Below are 16,900 nucleotides of genomic sequence, written 5' to 3'. Positions count from 1 at the left end.
GTGAGTTCTCCCGGGCGGGCCGAACGCCCGCCGCTGCCTGGATGGATCAGAACGAATGGCGGATGCCCACGGCGGTGCTGCGCTGGTAGCCGTCGCCGCTGTTGTAGCCGGCGCCCACCGAGCTGAAGAGGGTCTGGGTCTCGCGGGCGCCGCGGTTGTTGTTGACGCTGGAGAAGGTGCCGTAGAGCGCGGTGCGCTTCGACAGGGCGTGCTCGTAGCCCACCGCCCATTGGTTGGCACGGGCGTCGTCGCCGCCGCCAACCCGTTCGGTGGTTCGCCGCACGAAAGACGCCAGCACCTTGCCGGCGGCGCTCACCGGCACCGTGGCGCCGATCAGCCACTGCTTGCTCTCCTTGCCGTCGATGGCGCCGGTGTCGGCGCTGAAGTCGGCCACGTCGGCGCGCCGGATGCCGTAGCCGGCGGCGAGCTTGGCAAAGCCCAGGTCGTAGGTGCCGCCCAGGTCGTAGGCGCGCACCTTCTTGCCGTCGTACGAGACGGCCACCGGCGTGCCGGTCGCGTCGACGCCGGTAGACTTGGCGCGCAGCTCCTGCAGGTTCAGGCCGATGAACAACGGGCCGTTGCGGTACTGGGGCACCACCCCGACCGCGCGCACGTCGCCCACCGCGCCGCTGCCCCGATTGGCGATGGATTCCTGCCCGTAGCCGTTGAGGGTGTAGGCGGCGGCCACCGAGAAGCCGCTCCAGCTCGGCGAGGTGTAGCCGACGACGTTGTCCCAGCGATATTTGAACTGCTTGGCCATCAGCACTTGGCCGGGCTGGGTCTCGGCGATACAGGCATGGATGGCGTCGAAGTCGATCGGCTTGGTACTGAAGTACCCACTGCCGCCTTGGTTGGCGATCATCGCGAGAAATACTTTGGTTCGGGACTCATCGATCAGGACGCGGTAGGTGATCGCCCCCGTGGCGTGTAGGCCACATTTCGGCGCTTCGGCAGTGGTAACGAGAAGAAATCTTGCGGTCATGGTCAGGCTCCAAAAGCAAAACGCCCTTGGTCCGCGAAGACCAAGGGCGTTGTTGAGCAGGTAGGAAACGAGAACTAGCGGCGGACTTTGACGCGCAGTTCGATGAAGACCTCTCGCGGGACGGAGAGGCTGCGGAGGGAGGGGAGATTATTGGTCAGCATGGGTTCCTCAACGGTGATGGTGGTCTGGCGTCACAAGCGGCTTTCCGGCTCGGACGATCCCATTGAGATAATGTATGCCTGACTTTTTTGCTGATGCGGCAAGGCTACGAAGCAACCTTGCAAACTCCATTTTTCAACACTTCCGGCGTATAACTCACCAATTTATATTTTCCACCAGCGGCGCGCTCAGCGCTGAAAAATAGCGGATAAGTCAGATTTCCGCAGGTGTTTCGAATAACATTACCGTCTTTCCCACGCGGAGGGTGAAGTTGAAAATTTGTAGAAGAAATCTCCCCGGATTCGCGTTTCTCGTACCATGATTGGCACATTTTACGAAAAACCACATCCTTTTGAGTACGAACAACCCAAACTCTGCACCGGGCAGTTTTCCGTTCAGTCTCATCCCACAGAACAAGGTACAAGTAAGGCATATCGTCCAAGCTTTCCAGCTTATCGGATTTTGCTGCCTTCGTGCCTGCCTTGATAACTCCGTTAAATCGCGGCGTATCAATTGCCTTCCAAGTGTTAGCCCCCTTCACATCGGAGCCATCATCAAGATCCGCTCCTTTCTTACGCTCTAGCCCCTTGATTCCAGACAAAACACTTGCAAGAACCTGAGACCACCCTCGTGTATCCATCGGAACAGGATGTCCAGTCCTCGTGGCAAACGGCTCAGCGGCGTAGAAGGAGTCGAAATGAAGATCTAGGAGTTCCAGGGCTTCATCAATTACAGTTTGTTTAACCGTTGAGTTGTTCATATTGGCAAACGATGAAAGACAATTTTTCCCCCAATGCGTCTGCTAATTTCTGAAGAGTCTCAATTGAAGGCACCGCGTCCCCTCGTTCGATCTCTCCCAAAAAACTCCGGCTTAGCCCGGCCAAGTCAGACAGAGCCTCCTGAGAGAGGCCCCGCCTCTCTCGCAGACTTCGGATTACTCGACCAAATTTGACGGCTATGGCAGACATACTCTCAGTGTCCGCCAAACTCTTGCTTGACTCCACATGCCAAAGGAGACAAAATTGATGTGTATCTATTTTTGCAACAAACCCCATGAGCACCTTGACTGACTCACTTGCCAGCAGCTACAGCGCCGTTTACGCAAGTCTTTCCGATCTACGCGAGACATTTCATCGGTCTGGACGTTTGGACGACTCCAACGCGAAACTCGATGAAGTGGCAAAATTGTTCGCCACCTATCTAGCCTACAGGCGTGACCTAATCCCGACGTTCCCAACTGTCGACTCCCCGCAGCTTGTCAGCGAGCTACAGGCAGCCTTTGATGCAGCTGCGCGTTTGCCGCAATATACTTGGAGCAAAAGTGGAAGGTCGATATTCGGCGTCCAACCCAAACTTATTTTGAGAGATGAGGATAAATCACTTGCAAGTGACCTCACCTCATTGGTTCGTCAATGTGTTGACTTGGCATATCAACTTCGCGACGACGGCCGCCCGTTCGACATTTTGAATGAGGCATTTGGTCATTTTGTAAGAGACAATTTCCGAGGGAACGTTGAGGATGCCCAATACATGACCCCACCTGAGGCGGTGGAGTTCATGGTAGACATGGCGCTTGACGATATTCCTGAAGAAATATTCAGCAGTCCCGACAAACACCTGACAGTACTAGACCCATCCTGCGGGGTTGGCTCTTTTCTGACCACGTTCTACCATCGTGCGCGTACTACAGGCAACATCCCTTTGGAGAAGCTTCGACTTATTGGCCAAGACAAGGTTGAGCGCATGGCACGGCTCGCAACCATCAACCTTGAGCTCTTTGACGTTGAAGAGCATCGTATCGAGATCGGCAACTCCCTCGAACTAGGATCCGCACTTGATGACCTAAACGGCAAGGTCGATTTAATACTGACCAACCCCCCCTTTGGTGCGCGATTTGGCGGAGATGAGGTTCGCAGAACTTGTGGGAGTAACACCCCATTCTTCTCCGCGCTAAGGCGGACCATTCCATCGATAGATTCCGAACTACTTTTTGTAGACAGAAACCTTGAGCTACTTAGGAGCGGGGGGAGATTATTGATTGTTGTGCCTGACGGAGTTGTATCTGCGAAAGGCACGGCGGCGCTGCTTAGGCAGCACCTCGCTGGCAAGGCCACCCTCAAGGCGATTATTGAGCTCCCGCCAGTAACATTTGCTCAAGCCGGCACCCGGACAAAAACATCTATTGTTTACATCCAAAAAGGGCGCCAGAAAACCCCGGGAAACATCTTCATGTCTGTTGCTACAGACTTGGGATTTCAAGTCTCATCCCGAAAGGGGGTTCAGATTAAACAGCCTGAGGGAGAAAATCAGCTGCATGAGATTCTTCACGCTTATAGAGCTGCTAAAGCGACCGGGTTTGCCACTGGAGCAAATGTACTGAATCGCAGCCCATCCTGCGTTCTAGTTGAAGAAGCAGAGGTAATGCGCGGAAGCTGGACACCAAGTCATTACAGCGCCGAGCGACTAGATGCTATTGCTCAAGTGCAGTCGCGCGATGGATTAAAGATGGTCCCACTTGCTGAGCTGGTCGATTTTTGCTCCGATGCACGGCGCAATGAGCGCTGGGAGCCCGGCACGGCCTTTATTTCCGTCCTTCATGTTCTTGGCGAAGGCCTAGTCGATATGGGCGGAGCTCAGAGCTATGCACCCAAAACGCCTGGATTACCAACAAACGCTGGTGAGATTCTTGTTTCAAAAATCAATCCTAGGATTCCTCGCATTTGCATTACACCCGAGTTTGGCAAGAGAACCCTCTGTTCTTCGGAATTCGAGGTGCTTCGCGCTAAACAAGGGGTGGATGTCTATCTCTTGGCATACCTCCTGCTCACTGACGCAGTTCAGAGTCAAATCCGAAGTCTAACGTCAGGCACTTCGGCTTCACACAATCGCATCCGAAGCGCAGAGCTTGCATCGGTTCTAGTACCAATGCCCGATGAAAGTGGAACGAGAGCCGCAAAGCTTGCAGAGTTAGCTGAAAACTACAGATGCGCCCTTCAAACGATGTCTCAAGCCTCAGTGAAGGTGGCTGCACTACGCGCTAGCGAGTCCTCATTGTTAGGCTGATGGACTGCGCATGCGTTCCGAAACAGCTTCCCTGCCCGCCAACGACGACTGCACTTAAGCAGTCGTTACAAGACTCACCGAGGCGACTCGGCACGCTGGTGCCGGAATCGATCCGCGAGCGGCTGCCGACGCTCGGATCGATGTTGTGGCCGCTCCAGCGGTAACCGGCATCGGCAGTACCGAAAATGGTGACCTGGGCCTGGGCAATTGTCGGGGCGACAGCGAGGCCGGCGAGCGCCAGCGCAATGATGTTCTTATTCATTTCCTACCCTATCTTTATTGATCGAAGCGAACGGATGCGCCGGAGCAAGGATTGGCGGCCAATGAATGACAATTCTTCCCCGGAATTGAAAAAAGCCGGCCATCCGTTCATGGCTTATTTAGCAGGAGCCGTGCCAGCAATAAAAATCGATATAAAACAAAGCCATCCAAAATCAATGGAAAATTATTTGCTGCACCGCAAACAAAAAAGCCCCACCACTGCTTCGCTGCCAACAGGCGCACTGGCAAAAATAGGGCCGGCAATAGGCCGCGCGGCGCGTGGGGCACGCCGGGGGCGGCCGGGCAAAAAAAAACGGCGCCCCGAAGGGCGCCGGCGGCGTGATGCCAAAGGAAGAAGCGGGTCAGCTGTAGAACGACGGCACCGGGTGGCGGCCGTTGAGGGCCCAGTCGCCCAGCTCGCGCAGCTTGTAGTCGGCGGGGTCGTGCAGGGTGTGGACGCGCAGGTTGCGCCAGAAGCGGTCGAGGCGCAGCGCGGCGGTGGTGGAGCGGGCGCCGGTCACCTCGAAGATGCGGCTGGTGAGATCGAGCCCGGCGCGGGTGGCCGCCATCTTGGCGGTGGCGACAGCCACGGCCACGTCGCCGCGGCCGGCTTCGGTGAGGGCGAGGCCCTGCTGCCAGGCTTCGTCGAAGCGCACCGCGGCCCGGTCGGCGAGCACCCGGGCGCCTTCCAGCGCCACCCACAGCTCACCGTAGTGACGCAGCACGTAGGGGTCGTCGCTGGCCTCGGCGGCCGGCGAGGCGGGCCAACGCCGGGCCTGGTGGCGGGTGAAGCTGCGCGCCTCGGCCAGGGCGCCCTCGGCGATGCCCACGTAGAGGTTGGTGAGCACCAGCTGGGCGAGCAGCGAGCGCAGGCAGGCGAAGGGCGACGACAAGGGCCCCGGGTCGAGGAGCAGCTCGCCCTCGGCGACGAACACGTCGTCGAAGCGGGCGCTGCCGCTGTCGGTCTGGCGCTGGCCCATGTTGTCCCAGTCGTCGAAGAGGGCGATGCCCTCGCGGCGGGTGGGGATCGCGGCGATCAGCAGGCGGCCGTCGGCGCTGTCTTCCTGGGCCGAGGCGAGCAGCACGTCGGAATCCAGCGCGCCGGAGCAGAAGCGCTTGTGGCCACTGAAGCGCCGCCCGCCCTCCACGCGGGTGGCAACGGTGCGCTTGTCGAGGGGATTGAGGGCGTTGCCCCAGAACCAGTCGTGGCGCACGGTATCGGCGAACAGCGGGGCCCACTGGCGCGCGTTGCCGAACAGCCGCACCGTGGCCAGCAGCAGGTGATGGAAGGCGAACACGTGGGCCACCGAGCTGTCGACGCGGGCGATCTGGCGCACCACCCCGAGGGTGTCGGCCCAGCTGGCGCCGAGGCCGCCGTATTCGACCGGCACCGACAGCCGCAACAGGCCGCTCTGGCGCAGCAGGTCGCGCTCGACCTTGGGCGTGCCGCCGGCCAGGTCGCGGGCGGCGGCGGTGTGGGCAAAGCGTTCGGCGAGGGCCGCGGCCACCGCGGCGGGGCTTGCGTCGGCCACGGTGGGCAGCGCCGAAGCGTCGGCGGTGGCGCGGGGATCGGGGGAAAGCAGGCTCATCGAGGCTCCTTTACGCGGGTTGGGCCGCCTTGGGCGGCACGATGTCGTTGGCGATCACCTCGCCGAAAGGCCCGGTGAGGTTCGGCGCCTGCCCGGCGCCGCCGGCCGACACCGGCAGCAGCGGGAACAGCAGCTCGGCGACCCGGTAGGATTCCTCCAGGTGCGGGTAGCCCGAGAAGATGAAGTAGTTGATGCCCAGCGCCGCGTATTCCTTGACGCGCGCCGCCACCTGCTGCGGATCGCCCACCAGCGCGGTGCCGGCACCGCCGCGCACCAGGCCGACGCCGGCCCACAGGTTGGGGGCCACCTCCAGCCTGTCGCGGCGCCCGCCGTGCAGGGCCGCCATGCGGCGCTGGCCTTCGGAATCGAAGCGGGCAAAGGACTGCTGGGCCGCGGCAATGGTCTCGTCCGACAGGTGCGAGATGAGTTCGTCGGCGGCGGCCCAGGCGGCCTCGGCGGTTTCGCGCACGATCACGTGCAGGCGAATGCCGAACTTGAGCGTGCGGCCGTGGGCGGCGGCTTTGGCGCGCACGTCGGCGATCTTCTCGGCGACCGCCTCGAGGGGTTCGCCCCAGGTGAGGTAGACGTCCACCTGCTCGGCGGCGAGGTCGTGGGCCTCGGGCGACGATCCGCCGAAGAACAGCGGCGGATACGGCTTCTGCACCGGCGGGTAAAGGGCACGGGCGTTCTCCACGTGCAGGTGGCGGCCTTCGAAGCTGACCGCCTCGCCCTGCAGCACGCCGCGCCAGATCTGCAGGAACTCGTCGGCGGCTTCGTAGCGTTCGGCGTGGCTGAGGTGGATGCCGTCGCCGCGCTGCTCGTCGGGGTCGCCGCCGGTGACGACGTTGATGAGCAGGCGCCCGCCGGAGATGCGGTCGAGGGTGGCGGCCATGCGGGCGCTGACGGTCGGCGAGACGATGCCGGGGCGGATCGCGACGAGGAACTTGAGGCGTTCGGTGAGCGGCGCAAGCGAGGCGGCGACCACCCACGAATCCTCGCAGGAGCGGCCGGTGGGGATCAGCACGCCCTCGTAGCCGAGTTCGTCGGCGGCCTGGGCGACCTGCTTGAGGTAGCCGTGGGTGACGGCGCGTCCGCCGTGGCTGGTGCCCAGGTAACGGCTGTCGCCGTGGGTGGGCAGGAACCAGAAGATATGCATGGTGTTGCTCCTGAGAAGCGGAATACGGAAAGGCGGAAGAGGAGCCGACCTAGCAGCCGGCGTGCCAGGCGCCGCCAGGGCGCGCGAAGCCACGCCGGAGGCGGTCTGCGCGGCGCTGCCCGGCCAGCCGCGCCGCTGCGCCGGCAGCAGCGGTGCACGCCGGGCTGCTGCCGGCGCAGCAGGCGGCGTCAGGTCTCGGCGGCGGTTTCGCCGATCAGGCCGAAGCGCTTGAGCTGGGTGCGCAGGATGTTGCGGGAGATGCCCAGCTCGCGCGCGGTGCGCACCTGGTTCTCGCGGCAGAAGTCGAAGGCGGTCTCGAAGACCAGCCGCTCGAGGGTGTCGTAGAGCCCGGGTTCGCCCCGTTCGAGGAGGCGGCACAGTTGCAGGCGGATCGCCGCCAGCGCGCCCTCGGGCGAATCGTCGATGGGTCGGGCGGCGGGGTCGCCGGCCGGCAGCACCTGGCCGGGCAGGCGCAGGTCGGCGGGCGACACGACACCGTTCTGGCTGACGATGAGGGCAAAGTGAATCACGTTCTCCAGCTCGCGGATGTTGCCCGGCCAGTGGTACTGGCGCAGGATCGCCGCCGCCTCGCGGGTGACGCAGGGCGCCTCGACGCCCAGACGCTGGCGGTAGTACTCGATGAAGTAATCCACCAGCGGCAGGATGTCGCCCCGACGCTCGCGCAGCGGCGGCAGGTACACCGGGGCCACGTTGAGCCGGTAGTACAGATCCAGCCGGAAGCGCCCGGCCTGCACCGCCTTTTCCAGATCCACGTTGGTGGCGGCGACGAGACGCACGTCCACGGGAATCGGCTTGCGCGAGCCCAGGCGCACCACCTGGCGCTCCTGCAGCACCCGCAGCAGCTTGACCTGGATCGGCTGGGGCAGATCGCCCACCTCGTCGAGGAACAAGGTGCCGCCATTGGCCGCCTCGAACCAGCCGGCGCGGGCCTGCTGGGCGCCGGTGAAAGCGCCGGCCTCATGGCCGAACAGCTCGGCTTCGACGAGGTTTTCGCTGAAGGCGCCGCAGTTCACCGCCACGAAGGGGCCGCGCCGGCCGCTCTGGGCGTGCACGTGGCGGGCGATCAATTCCTTGCCGGTGCCGGTCTCGCCGACGATCAGCACGTTGGCCTCGCTCGGCGCGATGCGCTCCACGTGGCCCAGCAGCGCGAGGGATTTGGGGTCGTGGAAGATCAGCGCCTTGGCGCGGATCGTCAGGGCGGCCTCGCCGGCGTTGGGCAGGGTGAGCACCCGCGCGGTGTTGGATTCGCTCATCGGTGTTCTCTCTTCGAAGGGGGCGGACCCCGCCGCGGCGGCGGTTCTGGATGCCGCGGCGCGTGGCGGGGCGGCCGGAGCCGTCAGGGCTTGCCGTGCTTCCAGGCGGCGTCGGCGACGCGCACCCGCTTGGGCACCAGCTTGAGCTCGGCGAAGGCGTCGGCCACCTTCTGCTGCTGGGCCAGCACCTCGTCGGTCACCGGGCGCACGCCGTAGCTGAGACGCTGGGCCGCCAGTTCGACCACCGGCAGCTCGATGCCGATCAGCGGGGCGATGAAGCGCGCCACCTCCTTCGGATTCTGCTTGCCCCACTGGTCGATCTTGCCGATCTCGTCGAGCAGGATGCGCACGATCTCCGGGTGCTTGTCGGCGTAGCCGCGGGCCGCCAGGTAGAACTGGTGGTTGGCGACCGCGCCGGTGCCGTCGGCAATCGCCCGGGCGTTCAACTGCTTCTCGGCGGCGGCGAGGAACGGGTCCCAGATCGACCAGGCATCCACGCGGCCGCTCTCGAAGGCGGCGCGGGCGTCGGCCGGCGGCAGGTAGACCACCGACACGTCGGCGAGCTTGAGGCCGCCCTTCTCGAGGAGCTTGAGCAGCAGGTAGTTGGCGTTGGAGCCCTTGGCGACGGCGATCTTCTTGCCCTTCAGGTCGGCCAGGCTGCGGATCGGCGAATCCTTGGGCACCACCAGCGCCTCGGCGGTGGGGGCCGGCGGCTCGGTGCCGATGTAGACCAGGTCGGCGCCGGCCGCCTGGGCGAAGATCGGCGGCGCCTCGCCGGTGGTGCCCACGTCGATGCTGCCGACGTTGATCGCCTCGAGCAGCGGCGGCCCGAACGGGAACTCGGTCCATTTGACGGCGACGCCCTTGTCGGCGAGACGTTTTTCGAGGGTGCCGCGGGCCTTGAGGATGACCAGCGTGCCGTACTTCTGGTAACCGATGCGCAGCTCCTTGGGCGCCTCGGCGGTCTGGGCGAAGGCCGGGGTGGCGACGGCGGCGGCGAGCACCGCGCCGAGCACGGCGCGGAGGATGCCGCGGCGGCCGGCGGCGGGGGTTCGATTCTTGGTCATGCGCTTATCCAGTCGTGTTGTTTGGTGTTGGCGGACGGGGACTCAGAAGGCGCGGTCTTCGCCGAAGGTGACCCGGTGCAGCAGGCGGTGGGCGTCGCCGTAGTCGGTGACGGCGTAATGGACGGTGGCGCGGTTGTCCCACACCGCCACGGTGTCGGCTTCCCAGCGCAGGCGGGCCTGGAACTCGGGGCGCTGGAAGCGGGCGAACAGGAAGGCCAGCAGCGCGTCGCTCTCCTGACGCGACAGCCCCTTGATGCGGTCGGTGAAGTTGGGGCTCACGTAGACGATCTTCTTGCCCGACACCGGGTGGGTGCGGATCACCGGATGGACCACCGGCAGGTGGTCGTTGCGGGCCTGGCGATAGACCGCCTCGCCGTCCGGCAGGCGCGCGAAATACGGGGGCCAGCCGCTGTGCTCGAAGCTGTGCACGGCTTCCAGCTCCTCGAGATAGGTGCGCAGCGACGACGGCAGGGATTCGTACACCGCGGTGCCGCTGGCCCACGCGGTGTCGCCCCCGGCCGGCGGCACGACGCGGGAATACAGCACCGTGCCAGTGGGCGGATTGGCCGAGAAGGTGATGTCGGTGTGCCACTCGTCGGTGCCGAAGCGGTTGCCGCCGGGCCTGGCCTCGAGCACCTCGATCACCTTCTGGGTTTCGTGGCGCGGAAAGAAGGCCTTGGCCTTGTCCGGGTCGCCGAACACCTTGGCGACCTCGATGTGCTGTTCGGGGGTCAGGGTCTGCTGGCGGAAGAACAGCACCTGGAATTCGACCAGCGCCTTGCGCAGCTCGGCGCGCACGGCTTCGGAGCGCAGGTCGGACAGATCGATGTCGCGCACGGTGGCGCCGATGTTGGGGGTGTAGGGCTCGATGACGAGATGCTGGTAGCCGGGCACGGCATTTTCGAGGCGGGACATTGGGGCTTCTCCTGTCGCGATGTCTGGAATGGGATGCGGTGTCGATCCCGATGAGCCCACTTTAAATAGCGCCGCGACAAAGACGAACCAACTTGATCTGCTTTGCTTAGTCCGCCCCGACTGGATTGCTTATCTGTTTTTAATGCCGCGGCAGGCAAGCCCCCTCGGCGCAAAACGGCTCGCCCGCGCGGACAACCATGCGAAAAGCCCCGCGGGCGGGGCCGGCGGGGCTCGGGGGACGACGGAGGGCGCGGCGGCCTGCGCTCAGGAGGCCACGGTGGCGAGCACCACTTCGTTGGACTTGAACGCCGCCAGCACCTCGGCGCCCACTTCCAGAGGCTGCTCGCGCAGGGCGCGGGTGGACACCGTCGCCGTGACCAGCCCGGCGGGGGTCTCGATGCGCACCTCCGAGAGCACCGCGTCGAAGGTGATGCCCGCCACCCTGCCGCGCAGCTGATTGCGCTCGTTGAGCGCCGCGACGTTCATCAAACGCCCCAGCACCCGGCCTTCCAGCGCGGCGAAGGGCGCCTCGCCGTGGCGGCGCGGACGCGGCAGCGGCACCGGCTCGTCGAGGGTCACGCGGCCGTCCTCCACCAGCAGGATGCGGTCCGCCAGCGCCACCGCCTCGGATACGTCGTGGGTGACCAGCACCGCGGTGAAGCCGTGGTGGCGCCAGACGCGCTCGATGAGGCGCTGCATCTCGATGCGGGTCAGCGCGTCCAGCGCGCCCAGCGGCTCGTCGAGCAGCAGCAGGCGCGGCCGGTGGATCAGCGCCCGGGCCAGGGCGACGCGCTGACGCGGACCGCCGGAGAGCCGGCTCGGCCATTCGTCGGCGCGATCCGACAGGCCCACCTGGGCCAGCGCCTCCAGCGCCCGCTCGCGCACCTCGGCGCGGCGGCCGGCCAGGCCGAGGGCCACGTTCTGCACCACCGTGCGCCAGGGCAGCAGGCGCGAATCCTGGAACATCAGGCGCACGTCGGCGCCATGGGCGTCGCGGGGCGCGCCATCGAAGTCGATGCGCCCTTCCGACGGCGCGTCCAGGCCCGCCAGCTGGCGCAGCAGGGTGCTCTTGCCGCAGCCGCTGCGCCCGACGATGGCGACGAACTGCCCCGCCTCGATCCGCAGGTCCACCCCGCGCAGCACCGCCCGCTCGCCGAAGCGCTTGACGAGGCCGTGGAGCGCGATGGACAGGCCACGCCCGTCCGCCCGGGCGGACGACTGGGCCGCTTCGAGCCGTGCCAGCTCGGTCCGGTCGATTTGCATGTTCGATCCTTTCGGTCAGTTGGCCGCGTAGGCCGTGTTCCAGCGCAGACAGTGGCGCTCGAGCAGACGGGCCGCCACGTCGGCCAGCTTGCCGAGCAGCGCGTAGAGCAGGATGCCCAGCAGCACCACGTCGGTCTGCAGGAACTCGCGGGCGTTCATCGTCATGTAGCCGATGCCCGACTGGGCCGAGATGGTTTCGGCGACGATCAGGATCACCCACATGAAACCCAGCGCGTAGCGCACCCCCACCAGGATCGACGACAGCGCGCCGGGCAGGATGATCTCCCGGTACAGCGCCCAGCCCGTCAGCCCGTAGCTGCGGCCCATCTCGATCAGCGCCGGGTCCACCGAGCGGATGCCGTGGAAGGTGTTGATATAGAGCGCGAAGAACACCCCCAGCGAAATGAGGAACAGCTTGGCCGTCTCGTCGATGCCGAACCACAGGATCACCAGCGGGATCAGCGCCAGCGGCGGAATGTTGCGCACCATCTGCAAGGTGGTGTCGAAGGCGATCTCGGCCCAGCGGAAGCTGCCGGTAAGCAGCCCCAGCAGCAGCCCGAGCCCGCCGCCGATCGCGAAGCCCACCAGCGCGCGGCCCGCGCTCACCCGCAGATGGGTCCACAGCTCGCCGCTCTCGGCCAGCGTCCAGCCGGCGCGCAGCACCGCCAGCGGCTCGGGCAGGATGCGGCTCGACAGCCAGCCGAAGTACGCGGCCAGCTCCCACAGCACGAGGATCGCAAGGGGCACCAGCCACGGCAACAGCGCGGCCAGGCCGTTTCTGAACACGCGGCTCACGGCGGTCATGGCAAGGTCTCCCGACAGTCGCTCAGCGCTTGGCGATGGACACTTCGGTGGATTTCACCAGCGCCAGCACCTCGGTGCCGACCGCCAGCTGCAGATCGCGCACCGAGCGGGTGGTGATCACCGAGGTGACGATGCCGTGGGGCGTTTCCACGTCCACTTCGGACACCACCGGCCCTTCGATGATCTCCTTGATGCGGCCGCGGAACTGGTTGCGGGTGTTGATGGACTGAATGGACACGATGGCGCTCCGTTGAATGGCTGGAAGCGCATTGTCGCCACCGCCCCGCCGGCACCCAACCAAGAAAAAGCGAATTGCTTATCAAGGCCGCGACCCGGCACGATCCCGCCCACGTGCGCCGCAACGCCCCCGCGAAACTTGGTATAACCCGGGCAGCCCCACAGCCCTGGCCCGCCCCGATGTCCCCTCGCCTCCACGCCGACCTCGCCGACATTCCCGCCGCCGCCTGGGACGCCCTTGCCGGCGGCCAGCCGTGCCTGTCCCACGCCTTTCTCGCCACGCTGGAATCTTCCGGCTGCGTCTCGCCGCGCACCGGATGGACGCCCCGCCACGCCGCCCTGTGGGACGGCGACACCCTGTGCGCGGCGATGCCCCGCTACCTCAAGCACCACTCCTACGGCGAGTACGTGTTCGACTGGGCCTGGGCCGACGCCTACCGGCGCCACGGGCTCGACTACTACCCCAAGTGGCTCGCCGCCCTGCCGTTCACGCCGATTCCCGGCCCGCGCATTCCGGGCCGCGACGCCGCCGCCCGCCAGACGCTGATCGACGCCGTGCTGGCCGAGGCACGCGACTCCGGCGCCTCGTCCTTGCACGTGCTGTTCCCCACCGACGAGGAAGCCGGCTGGCTGCGGGACGCCGGCCTGATGCTGCGCCACGGCGTGCAGTTCCACTGGCAAAACCCCGGCTACCGGGATTTCGACGATTTCCTCGACCGCCTGGCCCAGCCCAAGCGCAAGAAGATCCGCCAGGAGCGGCGCAAGGTGGCGGACGCCGGAGTGCGCTTCCGGGTGCTACGCGGCGCCGGGATCGGGGCCGACGACTGGGCCTTCTTCCACGCCTGCTACGCCCGCACCTACGCCGAGCACCGCTCCACGCCCTATCTGACGCAGCGCTTCTTCACGGATTTCGCCCGCCTCGCCCCCGCGGCCTGCGTGCTGATGATCGCCGAGCGGGACGGCCGCCCGCTGGCGGCGAGCTTCTTCCTGCAGGACGCCGAGGCCCTCTACGGCCGCTACTGGGGCGCGACGGAATTCGTCCCCTGCCTGCACTTCGAGGCCTGCTACTACCAGGCCATCGACTACGCGATCCAGGCCGGGCTCGGCCGCTTCGAAGGTGGTGCCCAGGGCGAACACAAGCTCGCCCGCGGCCTCGAACCGGTGCGCACCGTGTCGGCCCACTGGATCGCCGATCCGCGCTTTCGCGACGCGGTACACCGCTTCCTCGCCCAGGAGCGCGGCGGCGTCGACGCCTACCTGGACGAACTCGCCGAGCACCTGCCGTTCCGCGCCTGACGCCACGCGCCGGCTACGCCAGCCCGAACAGCCCCCGGCAGAACTCGTCGCGCAGCGCCGCCATATCCGCCTCGCGCCCCGCCAGCGCCCCCAGGCTGACGACCGTGTCGCGCAGCGCGATCAGCGCCAAGATCGCGCCGACCGTCGCCACGTGGGCCACCACCACGTCGGCGCTGCCCAGCACGCCGTCGCGCATCGCGTCCTCCCACAGCGGGCGATACACCGCCAGCATCGGGCGGGTCAGCCGCGCCTCGATGTAGCTGGCGCGCGGGCCCGCATCGGCCGTCTCGCGCAGCAACATGCGGGCCAGCGCCACGTCGGCGGCGATCCGGTTGAACAGTTGTTCAACCCCACAGCGCAGGCGCAGGCGCGAATCGGCCGGCAGGACCGCCAGCGCTTCGGTCAGCGCCACCAGCCCCAGCCGCTGGCGCTCCGCCAGCGCGTCGATGACGGCCCGCCACAGCTCGGCCTTGGAACCGAAGTAATGGGCCACCATCGACACGTCGCAACCGGCGGCGAAGGCGATCGCGCGCAGACTGGCGGCATCGAAGCCATCGCTGGCGAACGCCGCCTCGGCCGCCGCCAGCAGGCGGGCGCGCAGGTCGGAGTCGCCGCGGGGGCGGCCAGGTCCGCGCAGGAGCGGTTCGGCAGGCATGATGGGCAGCTCGGCGTGAGGGAATTCGGGCAAACGGCCGCCGCGACCGGCGGCGCCCGCCAACCATAATCCAACGATTGTTGGCAAAAATCTTGACCGACATCAAAACGCCATCGAATCGTGCGTCCATGGCGGGGTGGCAGGCTTGAAGAATTTTCCAAAGGATGTTGGAATTCATCCTGTTCGCATCGCAACACGTGATCGCCGGACCGCCGGCAAGGAGTCATCGTGACGCTCTCCCGAATCGGTCCCGCCCTGCTCGGCGGGCTGTGCCTCGCCCTCGCCGCCTGCGCCAGCGCACCGGTCGTCGCGCCGGCGCCCGATCTGCCCGCGCATTACCCCGATACCGCCGACGCCGGCGCGGCGCCCGACCTGCCCGGCTGGCGTGCGCTGTTCGCCGACGCCCGCCTGCGCGCCCTCGTCGAAGCCGCCCTTGCCCACAACCGCGACCTGCAGGTGGCCGTCGCCCGCGTCGCCGAAGCGCGTGCCCAGTTCGGCATCCAGGAAGCCGCCAGCCTGCCGGGCATCGACCTCGCCGCCGTCGGCGAGCGGGGCCGCACCCCGGCCGACCTGTCGGTGACCCGCGCCCCGCAGATCGCCAGCCAGTACCGCGCCGGCGCGCAGATGCTGGCCTACGAGGTGGATTTCTGGGGCCGCGTGCGCAGCCTCAACGCCGCCGCGCTGGCCCAGTTCCTCGCCACCGACGAGGCGCGCCGGGCGTTCACCCTCAGCCTCGTCGCGCAGGTCGCCCAGGCGCACCTGCTGGCGCTGGAGCTGGACGAGCGCATCGACCTCGCCGGCAGGGCGCTCGCCACCCGCGAGGAATCCTTCCGCATCATGCGCCGCCGGGCCGATGTCGGCAGCAGCTCCGATCTGGAATTGCGGCAGGCCGAATCCCTGCTCGTCAGCACCCGCGGCGAGCGGGCCGCGCTCGAACGCCAGCGGGCCCAGAACGCGGCGCTGATCCAGCAACTCACCGGCCACGCCGGCGGCACCCTGCCCGCTGCCGCGTCGCTCGACGGTCAGGGCCTCGAGGCGCCACTGCCCGCCGGCCTGCCCGCCGCGCTGCTGACCCGCCGCCCCGACATCCGCGCCGCCGAACAACGCCTCGTCGCCAGTCACGCCCGGGTGGACGCCGCGCGCGCCGCCTTCCTGCCCAACATCACCCTCACCGCCTTCGGCGGCGGCGCCAGCGCCGAGCTGGACGGCCTGTTCCGCGGTGGCGCCAGCGCCTGGAACTTCGTGCCGATGCTGCGCATGCCGCTGTTCGACGGCGGCCGCACCCGCGCCGCCCTGAACCTCGCCGAAGCCCGCCAGGAGGTGGCCGTGGCCGACTACGAGCGCACCGTCCAGGACGCCTTCCGCGAAGTGGCCGACGCCCTCCCGGCGCGGCGCTGGCTGGCGGTACAGGTAGCCGAGCAGCGCAATCTGGTCGCCGCCGAAGCCGACCGCGCCCGCCTCGCCGGGCTGCGCTTCGAACGCGGCGCGAGCAGCTACCTGGACGTGCTCGACGCCCAGCGCGCCCTGTTCTCCGCCGAGCAGGCACTGGTGCAGCTGCGGCGCGCCCACATGGGCAGCACCGTCACGCTCTACAAGGCCCTCGGCGGCGGCCCGCAGGACTGAACCCAAAGGAATCGACGTCATGACGCCCACCCGGAAAACCTGGCTCATTCGCGGCGCCCTCGCCGTCGCGGCCCTCGCCGTCGCCGGCCTGGCCTGGCGCTACACCACCACCGCCGAGGACGATGGCGACTTCGTGCAAGGCAACGGCCGCATCGAGGCCACCGAGGTGGACGTGGCCGCCAAGGCCGCGGGCCGCGTCGCCGACATCCTGGTCAATGAAGGCGACTTCGTGAAGGCCGGCGACGTGATCGCGCGGATGGACACCCGTGCCCTCGACGCCCAGCTCGCCCAGGCTCGCGCCCAGCTCGCCAACGCCCGCGCCAGCCGCGAGACCACTCAGGCTCTGGTTGCCCAGCGCCGCGCCGACCTGGCCAGCGCCGAGGCGATTCGGGTGCTGCGCCAGAGCGAGCTGGACGTGGCGCGGCGCACCAGCGCACGCTCGAAGGCGCTGCTCGCCGACCGCGCCACCTCGGCCCAGCAGGCCGACGAGGACATGGCGCGGGTGCGCAACGCCGAGGCCGGCGTGGCCGCCGCCCAGGCCCAGATCACCGCGGCG

General features: G+C 66.8%; 17 protein-coding genes. 4 read left to right on the top strand and 13 right to left on the bottom strand.

Annotated elements, in window-relative coordinates:
• Positions 1 to 46 precede the first annotated feature (46 nt).
• The 3 genes from ACE3P2_RS14385 to ACE3P2_RS14375 form a co-directional block, all read right to left on the bottom strand.
• Entirely contained in the window at positions 47 to 862 is an 816-nt protein-coding gene (locus tag ACE3P2_RS14385; protein WP_374265635.1) for a porin, read from the bottom strand.
• Positions 863 to 1,247: 385 nt separating this feature from the next.
• Positions 1,248 to 1,901, bottom strand: coding sequence for a MamI family restriction endonuclease (locus tag ACE3P2_RS14380; protein ID WP_374265633.1), 654 nt, complete (start codon positions 1,899 to 1,901; stop codon positions 1,248 to 1,250).
• Positions 1,882 to 2,109, bottom strand: coding sequence for a helix-turn-helix domain-containing protein (locus ACE3P2_RS14375; protein ID WP_374265631.1), 228 nt, complete (start codon positions 2,107 to 2,109; stop codon positions 1,882 to 1,884). Before ACE3P2_RS14375 ends, ACE3P2_RS14380 begins: the two co-directional genes overlap by 20 nt.
• Before the next feature lie 85 nt (positions 2,110 to 2,194).
• Here ACE3P2_RS14375 and ACE3P2_RS14370 point away from each other — a divergent pair, with 85 nt between their 5' ends.
• Positions 2,195 to 4,204 carry an N-6 DNA methylase gene (locus ACE3P2_RS14370; RefSeq protein ID WP_374265629.1) on the top strand — a complete coding sequence of 670 codons (2,010 nt, stop codon included), beginning with the start codon at positions 2,195 to 2,197 and terminating at the stop codon, positions 4,202 to 4,204.
• On the opposite strand, the gene ACE3P2_RS14365 is transcribed toward ACE3P2_RS14370, so the two are convergent.
• The 9 genes from ACE3P2_RS14365 to ACE3P2_RS14325 form a co-directional block, all read right to left on the bottom strand.
• Positions 4,179 to 4,466 carry a hypothetical protein gene (locus ACE3P2_RS14365; RefSeq protein WP_374265627.1) on the bottom strand — a complete coding sequence of 96 codons (288 nt, stop codon included), beginning with the start codon at positions 4,464 to 4,466 and terminating at the stop codon, positions 4,179 to 4,181. The genes ACE3P2_RS14370 and ACE3P2_RS14365 overlap by 26 nt on opposite strands.
• 361 nt (positions 4,467 to 4,827) lie before the next feature.
• A complete protein-coding gene (locus tag ACE3P2_RS14360) occupies positions 4,828 to 6,054 on the bottom strand; it encodes an acyl-CoA dehydrogenase family protein (protein ID WP_374265625.1) in 1,227 nt (408 codons plus the stop codon).
• A gap of 10 nt (positions 6,055 to 6,064) precedes the next feature.
• Positions 6,065 to 7,210 (bottom strand): FMNH2-dependent alkanesulfonate monooxygenase, encoded by a 1,146-nt coding sequence (ssuD, locus tag ACE3P2_RS14355; protein ID WP_374265623.1) that lies wholly within the window; start codon positions 7,208 to 7,210, stop codon positions 6,065 to 6,067.
• Positions 7,211 to 7,398: 188 nt separating this feature from the next.
• On the bottom strand, positions 7,399 to 8,484 hold the full coding sequence (locus tag ACE3P2_RS14350; protein ID WP_374265621.1) for a sigma-54 interaction domain-containing protein: 1,086 nt from the start codon (positions 8,482 to 8,484) through the stop codon (positions 7,399 to 7,401).
• Between the two features lie 83 nt (positions 8,485 to 8,567).
• Complete coding sequence (locus tag ACE3P2_RS14345) at positions 8,568 to 9,551, bottom strand: sulfonate ABC transporter substrate-binding protein (protein WP_374265619.1); 984 nt, start codon at positions 9,549 to 9,551, stop codon at positions 8,568 to 8,570.
• Between the two features lie 42 nt (positions 9,552 to 9,593).
• Positions 9,594 to 10,466 (bottom strand): TauD/TfdA dioxygenase family protein, encoded by an 873-nt coding sequence (locus tag ACE3P2_RS14340; protein WP_374265617.1) that lies wholly within the window; start codon positions 10,464 to 10,466, stop codon positions 9,594 to 9,596.
• A 264-nt stretch (positions 10,467 to 10,730) separates the two neighbouring features.
• Positions 10,731 to 11,729, bottom strand: a complete 999-nt coding sequence (locus tag ACE3P2_RS14335) for an ATP-binding cassette domain-containing protein (protein WP_374265615.1) — start codon at positions 11,727 to 11,729, stop codon at positions 10,731 to 10,733.
• A gap of 15 nt (positions 11,730 to 11,744) precedes the next feature.
• Positions 11,745 to 12,533: an aliphatic sulfonate ABC transporter permease SsuC gene (gene ssuC / locus ACE3P2_RS14330; RefSeq protein ID WP_374265613.1), complete on the bottom strand. Its 789-nt coding sequence runs from the start codon at positions 12,531 to 12,533 to the stop codon at positions 11,745 to 11,747.
• A gap of 22 nt (positions 12,534 to 12,555) precedes the next feature.
• Positions 12,556 to 12,771 (bottom strand): molybdopterin-binding protein, encoded by a 216-nt coding sequence (locus ACE3P2_RS14325; RefSeq protein ID WP_374265611.1) that lies wholly within the window; start codon positions 12,769 to 12,771, stop codon positions 12,556 to 12,558.
• A 179-nt stretch (positions 12,772 to 12,950) separates the two neighbouring features.
• Here ACE3P2_RS14325 and ACE3P2_RS14320 point away from each other — a divergent pair, with 179 nt between their 5' ends.
• Positions 12,951 to 14,066 (top strand): GNAT family N-acetyltransferase, encoded by a 1,116-nt coding sequence (locus ACE3P2_RS14320; protein ID WP_374265609.1) that lies wholly within the window; start codon positions 12,951 to 12,953, stop codon positions 14,064 to 14,066.
• 13 nt (positions 14,067 to 14,079) lie between these two features.
• On the opposite strand, the gene ACE3P2_RS14315 is transcribed toward ACE3P2_RS14320, so the two are convergent.
• Positions 14,080 to 14,721, bottom strand: coding sequence for a TetR/AcrR family transcriptional regulator (locus tag ACE3P2_RS14315; protein WP_374265607.1), 642 nt, complete (start codon positions 14,719 to 14,721; stop codon positions 14,080 to 14,082).
• A 228-nt stretch (positions 14,722 to 14,949) separates the two neighbouring features.
• On the opposite strand from ACE3P2_RS14315, the gene ACE3P2_RS14310 reads away from it, so the two are divergent.
• Together ACE3P2_RS14310 and ACE3P2_RS14305 are read left to right on the top strand one after the other, a co-directional pair.
• A complete protein-coding gene (locus ACE3P2_RS14310) occupies positions 14,950 to 16,344 on the top strand; it encodes an efflux transporter outer membrane subunit (RefSeq protein WP_374265605.1) in 1,395 nt (464 codons plus the stop codon).
• Positions 16,345 to 16,363: 19 nt separating this feature from the next.
• Positions 16,364 to 16,900: HlyD family secretion protein (locus ACE3P2_RS14305; RefSeq protein ID WP_374265603.1), on the top strand; the 537-nt coding region annotated here is incomplete at its 3' end.

The organism is Zoogloea sp., from assembly GCF_041911615.1.
Classification (GTDB): Bacteria; Pseudomonadota; Gammaproteobacteria; order Burkholderiales; family Rhodocyclaceae; genus Zoogloea.
The sequence above is the reverse complement of the archived record's forward strand: the minus strand, read 5'-3'. Positions and strand labels throughout refer to the sequence as shown.